This window comes from Desulfosporosinus acididurans (assembly GCF_001029285.1).
In the GTDB taxonomy this organism is placed as follows: domain Bacteria; phylum Bacillota; class Desulfitobacteriia; order Desulfitobacteriales; family Desulfitobacteriaceae; genus Desulfosporosinus; species Desulfosporosinus acididurans.
In genome coordinates this window covers 1-11,148 of sequence record NZ_LDZY01000008.1, presented here as the reverse complement: position 1 = coordinate 11,148, position 11,148 = coordinate 1, and the positions used below count along the sequence as shown (strand labels likewise).

General features: G+C 40.0%; 10 protein-coding genes, 2 rRNA genes and 2 riboswitches. Of the genes, 2 read left to right on the top strand and 10 right to left on the bottom strand.

Translation table 11 applies throughout. The annotated features are described in order from the left end of the window. Window positions 1-123: 123 nt before the first annotated feature. Window positions 124-210: riboswitch (cyclic di-GMP riboswitch) on the bottom strand. A 305-nt stretch (window positions 211-515) separates the two neighbouring features. The 3 genes from DEAC_RS12190 to DEAC_RS12180 form a co-directional block, all read right to left on the bottom strand. Beyond that, window positions 516-1,322, bottom strand: a complete 807-nt coding sequence (locus DEAC_RS12190) for a class I SAM-dependent methyltransferase (protein WP_047810346.1) — start codon at window positions 1,320-1,322, stop codon at window positions 516-518. Window positions 1,323-1,363: 41 nt separating this feature from the next. Then, window positions 1,364-2,563 carry a multidrug efflux MFS transporter gene (locus DEAC_RS12185; protein WP_345788168.1) on the bottom strand — a complete coding sequence of 400 codons (1,200 nt, stop codon included), beginning with the start codon at window positions 2,561-2,563 and terminating at the stop codon, window positions 1,364-1,366. A gap of 98 nt (window positions 2,564-2,661) precedes the next feature. Beyond that, the gene (locus DEAC_RS12180) at window positions 2,662-3,555 is read right to left on the bottom strand and encodes a LysR family transcriptional regulator (RefSeq protein ID WP_047810344.1); all 894 of its coding nucleotides are present in this window, start codon (window positions 3,553-3,555) and stop codon (window positions 2,662-2,664) included. Window positions 3,556-3,745: 190 nt separating this feature from the next. On the opposite strand from DEAC_RS12180, the gene DEAC_RS12175 reads away from it, so the two are divergent. Both DEAC_RS12175 and DEAC_RS12170 read left to right on the top strand, forming a co-directional pair. After that, a complete protein-coding gene (locus tag DEAC_RS12175) occupies window positions 3,746-4,762 on the top strand; it encodes a YeiH family protein (RefSeq protein WP_053006421.1) in 1,017 nt (338 codons plus the stop codon). 432 nt (window positions 4,763-5,194) lie between these two features. Further along, window positions 5,195-5,279, top strand: a riboswitch (cyclic di-GMP riboswitch). A gap of 80 nt (window positions 5,280-5,359) precedes the next feature. Then, on the top strand, window positions 5,360-5,746 hold the full coding sequence (locus DEAC_RS12170; RefSeq protein ID WP_047810343.1) for a hypothetical protein: 387 nt from the start codon (window positions 5,360-5,362) through the stop codon (window positions 5,744-5,746). 59 nt (window positions 5,747-5,805) lie between these two features. Here the strand turns inward: DEAC_RS12170 and DEAC_RS12165 are convergent, their stop codons facing one another. The 7 genes from DEAC_RS12165 to DEAC_RS12140 all read right to left on the bottom strand — a co-directional run. Then, the gene (locus DEAC_RS12165) at window positions 5,806-6,213 is read right to left on the bottom strand and encodes an Imm70 family immunity protein (protein ID WP_047810518.1); all 408 of its coding nucleotides are present in this window, start codon (window positions 6,211-6,213) and stop codon (window positions 5,806-5,808) included. 360 nt (window positions 6,214-6,573) lie between these two features. Further along, on the bottom strand, window positions 6,574-7,410 hold the full coding sequence (locus DEAC_RS24575) for a penicillin-binding transpeptidase domain-containing protein (protein ID WP_053006420.1): 837 nt from the start codon (window positions 7,408-7,410) through the stop codon (window positions 6,574-6,576). Further along, the gene (locus DEAC_RS12160; protein ID WP_053006419.1) at window positions 7,361-8,884 is read right to left on the bottom strand and encodes a transglycosylase domain-containing protein; all 1,524 of its coding nucleotides are present in this window, start codon (window positions 8,882-8,884) and stop codon (window positions 7,361-7,363) included. The genes DEAC_RS24575 and DEAC_RS12160 overlap by 50 nt, the downstream gene beginning before the upstream one ends. A gap of 298 nt (window positions 8,885-9,182) precedes the next feature. After that, window positions 9,183-9,368 (bottom strand): hypothetical protein, encoded by a 186-nt coding sequence (locus DEAC_RS12155; protein WP_047810342.1) that lies wholly within the window; start codon window positions 9,366-9,368, stop codon window positions 9,183-9,185. A gap of 209 nt (window positions 9,369-9,577) precedes the next feature. Further along, window positions 9,578-10,264, bottom strand: coding sequence for a metal-dependent hydrolase (locus DEAC_RS22275; RefSeq protein WP_053006418.1), 687 nt, complete (start codon window positions 10,262-10,264; stop codon window positions 9,578-9,580). Window positions 10,265-10,501: 237 nt separating this feature from the next. After that, window positions 10,502-10,618 (bottom strand): 5S ribosomal RNA (gene rrf / locus DEAC_RS12145). Window positions 10,619-10,735: 117 nt separating this feature from the next. Beyond that, a 23S ribosomal RNA gene (locus tag DEAC_RS12140) occupies window positions 10,736-11,148 on the bottom strand; the annotation flags it as partial.

Sequence of the window (11,148 nt, the reverse complement as noted above, 5' to 3'; positions counted from 1 at the left end):
CTTCAAATGGGGGTGGTTCCCATACCGTGCTTTGGTGGAGATAGTTCAAAATAATATATCTATTAACCTGTTTCTTGACTTTTTTCAAAATCATTCCTCCCCAAATAAAAAACCTGGTTTACTTAAAAACCAGGCCGGTTGCGCTACTCGTTCCACATGTATAAAGCGCCCAAATTATACAATACATGCTTCAAAACTTCCCAATTATCTATTTAATTATTAAAAACGTAATAATTGCATTAAAAAATTCTTTATGTGTAGTATAACATAGATATACTGTATAATTTGTCACAATTTGTATCTTGTGCTAGAAAAAGTTTTTGTATAAAAGGCACGGCGTATTAATAAATCAGATTAATACACCGTGCCTTTTATATTTTCTGTTATGTGTTCATCTCAACGAATTACTGATAAGCATAGTTTGAGTTTAAATAACTTCCTCGAATTAGAATTTAATTGTTTTGGATATCATTCAAGCTCCCAAACCGGTCTTAGATTTAAAATAATGAGTCTTGTTATTTGATGCCTATGCGCAAGCGGTAACAGAAGTCAATGTTAAACTCAGTATTACCGTAGATCTCTAATATTTTCTCCTGAAACCGTATTAAGTATGAGTTAATCTCATCTTTATCTCTCTTCAGAATAGCTTGTAACCCTCCTTGGCTTAAGGCAAGCTCAATTAATCTATGAGCATTACAGTTTTCGTAATTTGAAAATACGATCTCTCTTACATAACGAAATTCTTGACTATTTTTTATGTTTGTAAGATGTTTGTCTTTGTTCCACCTCACAAAACTATCTTTAATGTTTGGATGGTTAGACTCAATTTCCGTGACCTTTTCAAGGAGTAGGCTGTATGCCAACTCAGCTTCCCAGTTACAGACCGGCGGCCAATCATAATCATAAACTGCAAAAACGCCGCCTTTCGTCAGCAGCCTCGATACTTCCTTCAATGTTTGTTGAGGGTTCATCCAGTGAAATGACTGAGAACAAGTAATGATATCTGCACAATTATTATCCAATCCTGTATCGTTGGAAAAAGCAGAAATGAATTTAACATTGCCAAGATCAGCAAGTTTCTCTTTAGCTATCCTTTGCATATCCATGCTAGGCTCTATTCCTATGACCCGGCGACTTACATCGCTCCAGATTGCTGTAGAGAGACCTGTACCGCATCCCAAATCAATAACCAACAATGGATTGCGTCCTAAATAGTTTAATAAAATTTCTTTTACTTTTTCAGGACTTTTGGGACGAGAGTTGCTATAAATATCAGCAAATCCCAAAAATCTGTCGGCATTAAGCTTTACGTTCTCTGACATTTGAAGCCTTCCTTTCTAAGGTTCCTGTGAACGAAATACTGTTAGCCCGAGCAATTCGGAGATGCTTCATATTGCCCTTTACTCGTTCTGTAAACCCAAAAAGCATTGATGAGAAGTAATATACTTGTGGAAAAGAACACATAATGGAAACCCCAGAAGGCTGCCATCTGCCCCCCTAATACAGGGCCAACTACGTTACCTAAATTTTGAGCTGCATTATTATACCCAAATATTCTGCCTGAAATTGTCTCCGGAATGTTACTTTTCAGAAGTGAATTAATTGATGGCAAAAAACCAGCGGTTGCCACTCCCATCATGAAACGTAAAATAATAAGCTGCCAGGCATTTCGGACGTATGCTTGAGGAATTATAATTACAGCTGCCCCAAGGAGGCAGACAAATAACACTGAATATGGCCCTACCCTGTCCGATAACTTGCCCAGGAGGGGAGCAATCAGCACATTAGCCAATCCCACAGCAGAAACGACTGCTCCAGAAATAATTGCTATATGATTAGCGTTATTCATTAGAAGCTTGACGTAAATGGTAACAATAGGTTCAATTGACATACTGGCTAATTGAAGCATAAACGAGGTTATAAACATTGCTATCAGTACTTTAGGCTTGTCAATAGTCCTCCAAAATTCTTGACCGGACAACCGAGCCGAATTGTTCGGTACAAAGTCTTCTTGAATAAACAGCAGAGCGATTAGAAAGGCCAAAAACAAAAATCCCCCGGTGACATAAAAAACATGACGCAAACCGATGAGTTCAGATAAAGTACCACCGACAAGAGGACCGATCAAGGAGCCTCCGACCGAGCCGGAAGTAAGAGTACCCAAGGCCCAACCAGCACGTTCTTTGGGAGTTTGAGAAGAAACAAGGGTTATCGCTGCCGGTACATAACCAGATATGGCACCCATTAAAAGGCGAAGGCCCACAAGTTCATAAACATTATGAACAAATCCGATTAAAACCATAATTACAGCCATCCCCAGACTTGCTCTTAACAACATCATCTTGCGGCCATGTATATCGGCCAGTTTTCCCCAAAGCGGTGAGACAATAGCGGCGGATAGAGCTGTTGCCCCAAAAGCAACACCGGACCACTGTTCAACGCTGGCAATATTATGTACACCCAATTGTTGGATGTAAACGGGAAGAAAAGGAATTACAAGGTTCATGCCAGCCATCGTGGCGAAGGAGCCGAACCAACAGATAATTAAGTTACGTTTCCACATCGTCATAAGTTGTTAGTTGTTCCTTTCAGATGTTTAAGTTATTATACCTAAATATTTTAGCGCCATTTATATAAAGAAACAAATAATATAAGGTATAACTACAATTCAAATAATCTTAATTTCTCCAGAAATTCCCCAACTGCTTTAGAACTTGCCGGTTCTTGGCTATGCAAAATGCTTAATTTGCGAGAAAACTGGAGCTTTTCTTTTGTCTTAATCGGTACTGTCTTAATTACCTTAGCCGCTATTTCTTTGTGAACAACAAGACGAGATACAATCGTGATCCCAAGACCATTAATCACCGCTTCTTTAACTCCCTCATTGCTGCTGAAGACAAAAGAACGATTTATTTTAACTCCTAAGGACTTTAAAAGATCATCGCTGAAAGAACGCGTTCCTGAACCAGACTCTCTTAAAATCCAAACCTGATCTTGAAGATCTTCAGGGGTAACTTTGCTAAGCTTGCTTAAAGGATGCCCGTTAGGAACAATCAAAAGCATATCATCATGCATAAATGGTTCCTCTTCAATGCCGGGAAGGCTCACTTGACCTTCAACAATCCCAATGTCCAGTTGGTTTTGGTGGAGCAACTGAGCAATTTCCTCTGTATTAGCAATTGTTACTGATACCTCAACGTTTGGGTAATTTTCCGAAACTTCAGCTAAAAAACGGGGCAAGACATATTCACCGATTGTAAAACTTGCGCCAATTTTCAAAGCTCCTGTGACGACATGGCGAAGATCATTAATTTCACTTTTTGCCTGATCATAATGACTGAGAATCTCTCGGGCATGCCGGAATAAGGCTTCTCCGGCCGGAGTAAGACTTAAACGCCTTGAAGAGCGATGCAGAAGTTTGGCACCGAACTCATTTTCCAAGTTGCGGATGTGGAGACTGACGCTTGGCTGGGATAAAAACAGCTCTTCAGCAGCGCGAGAAAAACTATTTTGCTCGATAACTGTCACAAATACTTTTAGAGATTCCGTAATCAAGACTCTTAACCTCCTTAACTATTAAATAACCATATGCTTAACATTAGACATCTAGATTGTAAGTCTTAAATACAGCCTTTATATTTAAGTTCAGAAACCTGAAATCAAGGTCTTTAACAATGAACCTGTTCCGGAACAATGGGTTAAAAAGCTTTCAGGAAATTTTGTATGTCATGGAAGGGTTGAAAAAATGTCTCATAACATCGAAATTCCAGCGGTCACTTTACAAAAATCTAATTTTTTCAAATTGTACGGGGGTATTTTGTTTACCTTTGTTATTGCAGGGATCGGCACAATCGCCTCTGATTTACCATTATTTGACAAGATAGGAGCTATGCTCACCTCAATCTTGATTGCAGTTTTGTATCGCAACGTTTTCGGTTATCCGGAAGATATCCGCACCGGAATACAATTTTCTGCCCATAAGATCCTTCGTTTTGCAATTATTCTTTATGGTTTTAAGCTCAACATTGATATTGTTTTAAACCAAGGAGGCCTGCTGCTAATTCATGACACCTTAAGCATCATTGTTGCAATCAGTGTGACATTGCTTTTTGCCAAACTTTTTAAAGGAGAAAAGATGCTCTCCCTTCTTTTAGGCATCGGTACAGGTGTATGTGGTGCTGCTGCTATTGCTGCCGTTTCTCCGATTGTTAACGCCGATGATGAGGATACAGCCCTCGGAGCAGGTATTATCGCCTTAGTAGGCACTCTGTTCGCGATTGGCTACACTTTGATTCGCCCCATACTCCCAATTACAGCAGTTCAATTTGGCATTTGGAGCGGAATTAGTTTACACGAGATTGGTCATGTTGCTGCGGCTGCGGCAACGGCAGGACCAACAGCCTTAACGATTGGCTTATTAGCCAAGCTGGGTCGAGTTTTCTTACTCATTCCTCTAAGTCTTATTCTTTCCCTTTGGACACGTAAAAATGGTCAGGAGACTGCCAAAAAAGCGCCATTTCCCTGGTTTTTACTTGGATTTCTCATTACAAGTATTATCGGTACCTATTTTCCTATCCCTAAACATATTTTATCCGTAATTTCAAACGACATTGGTCCGTTTTTATTAGCTGCCGCCATGGTAGGCCTGGGCCTCAATGTTCATTTATCCAATTTACGCAGCCGGGCCTTGCGGCCGGTTTTGGCCATGCTTATTGCATCAATTGTCCTTTCAGCCTTCTCATATTTTACACTTTGGTTTTAGGCGATTCCAAATCAATCCTTTTTAGCTTAACAAATTCTGAGAAGCTCAAAAATATAAATATTATATGTAATGTATTAGAAATTACTATTCACAATTCATCATTGTCTTTGCCCGTGCTTCACCATTTGAAAGGGCGTAGAAACCATTTTGGTCTACGCCCCTTTCCAATACCACCCCACCGTTTATGCTTTTCCCATTTCGGTGAGCATTACTCAAAATTACATCCAAATTTCGAACAAAATTGAGCTAGAATCTGCAAATGGGACTATAGGCCCATTGATTTGGCTAAATGACCTATACCGTCTATAATTGATCACAATTACCATTAGGACTTAACCCGTATATTGTCTATACTTATTGTAAAAGTATCGCCATTATTTTCTTTCAAATGCTTTATTTCGAGATTATTCGAAATCTATTCAGCCCCTTATATTGTGACAAAAGCAAACTTAGTGAAAATTAAGGGCGCAAAGCTATGGACCTTCCAGGTAATGCTGATGGTCGCCAAGCTTCCGGACCGTCGTCTAACAAAAAAGCAATTATTCTAAGGATAAAGCAGCTTTTTGTTTTAAATGGCAGAAATTGGGGTAAGATCTTATGAAGAGTATAGAAACCTGGTATTCTAAGCCCATAGGTATCCAGAAGGTAGTTTTAATACTATTTATAATAGGCATTTTGCTTTTAGGCCTACTTTCTACGCACACCATTCTCACAAGAGGGTCATCTAGTAGGATATCTTCTGCCACTGCCAAAGAAACTATTAAACATACATATTCCTCAGCTTCTTGGTATCCCTTAATTAAAGATATCCAAGTCGACGGAGAAACTGTTACAATTCTGACATATATCTACCCTGATACAGAAGGCAAACAACTAGCTGAAAACATTTCTCGGAAAATGTTAGCCGAAAACAATTTTTTATCTAAAGTAGAGATTTATGGGTTAAACGTTAACAAAATTCTCCTGTTTTCATTGAACAAATGAGAACCACCCCCACTTGAAGAAGTGGGGGTCTTAAGTTTGGATAACAAAGGAGGGGTTTCTTAAGCAATCTCTTTATCAGTTTCAATTAATGAATTTTCCAGAGTCTTTAACAAAACATCAAATAAATTCCGGCCATCATTTACAAGAAAACAATTCGCTAAATTGGAGTAATTACTGCATTCTCTTTTCCTCAGCGATCCTCTTTCACTTAAATCTTCAATATCTAAAATAATATCTGTTGTTTCTATGTACTTCAATCTTTCACGTATATCTTTAAGCTCACCTATCAGCTTCGGTACGTCAACCCAATCAAGCTTTCCATTATAGAAGTGGATTAGTAAATATGGAAATTCTGTTCCCCAACCTCTAGGTTCAAGATAGTAGCTAATGGTAGAGCAAAATGAATGGAACAAATCGCGATGTTTGGCCTGATAGGACAGAAAGTCAATTTTAAAACCGATTGCCATACTAATCACCTCATTAATTTTACTTAAGCTCGAAAATTTCCAATTTTCCATAGTCTTTACTATCTTCTCCTCATAAGCAACGAATCTCCTTAACATCCGAATTTGAGCAAAAGGATTAGGTTGATTATAGTTCCGAAAAGCAATTACAATTGGCATGGTCTGCTTACTTCTTAAATAAGTATATAATACTCGGATATAAAACCTTTAAATAGTGCCTTATGGCACGAAAATTTATGCAAAATGCACAAATTACTGACTCTAATCATGTTAATATTCTCTTGGAGAATGAGAAAGACGCTTATCCAGCGTCATACCAAAAAACTTTTTAAGACATTAAGCGGTAAATTATCAACTCTTTGGTTAATATGAACCCTCAATACCCAATACTCTCTGCACACCACTTATTCTATCTAGATAGGAAGAACGTCTATCCTTATCCTTTATTTTTCCTATCTTATTTTGAGCATCTAAAAAAACAGCATCCCTATTCTCTGCTGAGCTTTGAGGTGTTAATGATTCCAGGACTGCTAGAGCAGCGTCGGCATCTTGTTCAGCTTTTGTCTCCTGGTCCATTGGTTGGGGAATTTGATTCTCTTTGGGAGTTATTACTCGATTGGTTATATTTGAACCGTCTTTTGCAGACTGCGACGCGTTCACGCCGATCTGCCCCCCTAAACCCTTCTCTAAACAAGTTTTAGAAAACATATCTTGAGTTCCTGTGTCAAAGTCGGTAGGATTACCCCGCCAATCAATAGTTTTAAAAACAATTCCCTGTGGTTGGAGAAAATCTGCTTTGGGGAGACCTTCATGTATCTTGGTCATATAGTTCAACCAAATGTGTCCAGGATAGGTAGAGCCGAACAAATTGTCAACTTCCTTGGGGATATCATACCCGCACCATACAACGGTTGTATAGTATGATGAATAACCGCAGAACCATCCATCTTTACTGTTTTCCGTAGTACCAGTTTTCCCGGCAACTATTTGGCCATCAATTTTTAAATTGTGCCCAGTGCCATAGTTCGAACTGATAACTCCTTTAAGAATATCTGTCATCATATAGGCAGATTCCGGTGAATAAATCGTTTTCACTTCTCGGCTGTTTTTATAAATCGTTTGCCCCAGATTGTCAATCTTTGTGACACAACTAGGCTGAACATACCTTCCGCCGTTCGCTAAAGTATAGAAGCCCCGCATACCTCATCGCCTCTAAATAGGCCAACCCCGTTTGAGGTTTTATTTTTGCCAATACCTGGTAAGCAACGGTATTAAGAGACATTTCCGTTGCCAATCGAATACTTACAGGCCCATAGTATCGGTTTTCTTCGTTGCACGGACCATTAGGAATATATTGATCAGTTATCCGAGACAGAGGATGATAACCTAATTCGAAGGCAGGAGCATAATCCAGTAACGGTTTAATTGATGAACCCGGTTGCCGATAACTCAGAAAGGCCCGATTATACACATCCTGATCGCCTCTCCCTCCTACAATTGCTGCTACATAACCCGTTTTATTATCAATTGAAACCGCTGCCCCTTGCATACTGAATTTATTATTTGCAGGATTGATATCCGTAAAATCCTGCAGGCCATTATCCAGAGATGATTGCAATAGGGATTGTTTGGCAGGATCAAGCGAGGTGTGAATTGTGTACCCACCGCTGCGGACTCGTTTATCATACCGGGAGTAAATTTCTTTATATTCAGACTCATAATTATTTCTTTCATCGTCTGTCTTAAATGAATAATTAAATTGGAAGCCATCTTGTTCCATCAACGCCCTCACTGTACAATCAATAGCGTAGCTTGTCATATAATTTTCAGGTGTTGCTACGGGTTTGTGAATTGTGAGAGTTAACTTACTATCCTTTGCTTCATCATACTCAGCTTGTGATATTTTTCCTTGTTCCAGCATGACATTGAGGACTATATTTCTTCGTTGTGTCGCCTTTTTCGGATTAGTAACAGGGTTAAACAGCGAAGGATTATTAGACATTCCACAAAGAGTTGCTGCTTCTGCCAAAGTTAGCTTAGAAGCGGGTTTTGAGAAAAAGTACCGAGCAGCACTTTCTATTCCATAGCACCCTTCACCATAGTAACAATTGTTAATATAGAACTCCATGATTTGCTCTTTCGTATATCGTTTTGTCAAGTCGAACGCTATGAATATTTCAGTTAACTTGCGCGAAACCGTTCTTTCTTGTGTAAGCAACACATTTTTGGCAACTTGCTGAGTGATCGTCGAACCACCTACTGTTGCTTTACCTCTGTTCAGCAAGTACAATATACCGGCCTTTATCGTTTCTTTATAATCTAAAGCTCCTTCCGTAAAGAAATTCTTATCTTCAACCGCGATATACCCTTGAGGTACATAATTAGATACATCGGTTAGGTCTACATAGTTATAACCGCTTAAGCCTAACTTGGCAATTGGCTTATTGTCCTTATCCAATATTAAGGTGCTGCCAGCTCTCTTAAAGGTTAGCTGGTCTATATTTCTTACTTTAATAATTGCCTGTTCCTTGGCTAAATCTATAGCAGGTTTATATACCACATATAGGACTCCAAGAACACTTGATACTATGATGGTCAAAGTTAACAGAGCAAATAAGCAATACTTAATAATTCGACCAATTCGACTGCCTTTGGGGTTTTCAATTATAACCATGATTTATGACTTCCTTAACATTTGTATTTTTTAAAGGATAAAAGATTTAAATCTCTGTTAAATATCAACACAATTTAATCTTTATGCGATATCCATCCTATGTATTACTATATACCAAACAACTGGAAATATTTGGCTCATTTTGTAGGGCAAAACATTACTTTTATTTCGTTTTTTAAATAAAATTGTCTACTAAGAACAATAAAACAGCAGCCTCTAAGACACGCTCCCCTTGGGAACAGTTCTTTAAGGCTGCTGTTTTATATTTATGCTCATCGCAAAAACTATTATTTAATAGTTATCTTATCTTCTGAAGAAAGCTTATAATTGACATACTCGTACCTATCAAAAAGGAAGTTATAGCAATCCACGTCCATATCTTTTTTAACCTTCCAGACTCATTTACAGTAACAAAATAACTGTCGATAGCCAAACGATCGGAGACAGTTTTATCCGGTTCCCCAATGCCCTCAATGTCTTCCATTAAATCACCCACCTTCGGTCTATATCATCTCATATTTTTTCTCGGAAACAAAGGCTTTTTAAAGTGAACTCGTTTCAGCTAAAACTAAACATCGGGGCTTCAGATACAATAATGTCCAGTGGACATTATTGCCGAGCCGCCTTTCCCAATAGGAATACTTAGCGGCGAAGGATGACTCTACCACCTGAAGTTAACGAAGGACCCACAGATCACCCCTTTCTAACAACGAAAGCCATAAGCTTATTGGACATATTCAACATCCTGACAATCGCCAGGAAAAGCGCCAGATATCGGATCAGCAACTTGTCTAAAATTCCACCGGTTTTAATGGAGACTGGGAACTTGATTCTTTTTTTAACGAAGGGATACAAAGGTGCTATTCCGCCGGAAAAGAAATCTGCTGCAATATGGACTATGTATCCAACCATAAAAGGCTCAACTATGGGTATGCCTATATAGTGCTTGTAAATGGTTAGCCCTTGCAATGTGTTAAATGCATACCAAGCGGCAATTATTCCAATCAGTGAATGGGTTATGCCACGATGTTTTATAAAAGCCATGATCAATAGAATAATCCCGATTACCATGATGGCTAGACGAAAATCATAGCCGTTGAACTTAAGATTGATTTTATCGCTGATATAGATTGCGGCCGCACCTCCCAGCATTGCCGCAATTCGACTCTTTCCAAAGGGGCCTGCAATTTCTTTGGTCGCAGTACTTCCTGGTTGATCGAGGTCCGGCGCGAGACTTCCTAACACCACTGCTCCAGCAGATACGGCAAAAGTTAGTAAACCGTTATCAAGCCCTGGCCATCTTAGCATAGGCGCTGTGAATGTTGCAGCTGCCAAACCAATGGCGATATGCGTTTTGCCCATCATAATCTGTCTAATCATCGCCTTTCATATTATAGAGTTTTTTGGTTTTCTCTCAGTGTATACAAAAAGCACGAAAGCCTCCGGTGGAGGGTTTCGCCGAGCCACCAACCCTAGAGATTCACTTCGTGGCGAAGTACGAGCTTTTCGCCACACTGCATCCAGTGACGCCTTCTCCTGCAGTGTGGGACCCAATATCTTTCACTTCTTTCATGAAACACAAACAGACTACCATTATGGCAGTCTGTTGCTTGTTTTACCTGGCGATGACCTACTTTCCCAGGAGCCTGCGCCCCAAGTATTATCGGCCCTGGAGGTCTTAACTTCCGTGTTCGGTATGGAAACGGGTGGAACCCCTCCGGCATGATCACCAGATCTCTGAGATTCAGTTGTCCTTTTCGAACTCTGTTCTCTCAAAACTACATAGAGTCTTTTTCTAGCTTCGTCTTCTCGGAACCATTTGAGCCACGTTCCCTTTGCTTTGTATCTTTTTAGGTCAAGCCCTCGACCGATTAGTACCGGTCAGCTCCACACCTCACGGTGCTTCCACATCCGGCCTATCAACCTGATCTTCCTTCAGGGGTCTTACCGAGCTTTCACTCGTGGGAAATCTCATCTTGAGGCCGGTTTCGCGCTTAGATGCTTTCAGCGCTTATCCGATCCGAATATAGCCACCCAGCTGTGCCTCTGGCGAGACAACTGGTACACCAGTGATTCGTCCATCCCGGTCCTCTCGTACTAGGGACAGATCCTCTCAAATTTCCTGCGCCTGCGACGGATAGGGACCGAACTGTCTCACGACGTTCTGAACCCAGCTCACGTACCGCTTTAATGGGCGAACAGCCAAACCCTTGGGACCTACTACAGCCCCAGGATGCGATGAGCCGACATCGAGGTGCCAAACC

Coding starts and splice junctions, on each gene's coding strand:
- DEAC_RS22275 (WP_053006418.1), bottom strand. CDS start 10,264: ATGATTAGACAGATTATGATGGGCAAAACGCATATCGCCATTGGTTTG.
- DEAC_RS12165 (WP_047810518.1), bottom strand. CDS start 6,213: ATGGCAATCGGTTTTAAAATTGACTTTCTGTCCTATCAGGCCAAACAT.
- DEAC_RS12160 (WP_053006419.1), bottom strand. CDS start 8,884: ATGGTTATAATTGAAAACCCCAAAGGCAGTCGAATTGGTCGAATTATT.
- DEAC_RS12175 (WP_053006421.1), top strand. CDS start 3,746: ATGTCTCATAACATCGAAATTCCAGCGGTCACTTTACAAAAATCTAAT.
- DEAC_RS12185 (WP_345788168.1), bottom strand. CDS start 2,563: ATGTGGAAACGTAACTTAATTATCTGTTGGTTCGGCTCCTTCGCCACG.
- DEAC_RS12155 (WP_047810342.1), bottom strand. CDS start 9,368: ATGGAAGACATTGAGGGCATTGGGGAACCGGATAAAACTGTCTCCGAT.
- DEAC_RS12170 (WP_047810343.1), top strand. CDS start 5,360: ATGAAGAGTATAGAAACCTGGTATTCTAAGCCCATAGGTATCCAGAAG.
- DEAC_RS24575 (WP_053006420.1), bottom strand. CDS start 7,410: ATGCGGGGCTTCTATACTTTAGCGAACGGCGGAAGGTATGTTCAGCCT.
- DEAC_RS12190 (WP_047810346.1), bottom strand. CDS start 1,322: ATGTCAGAGAACGTAAAGCTTAATGCCGACAGATTTTTGGGATTTGCT.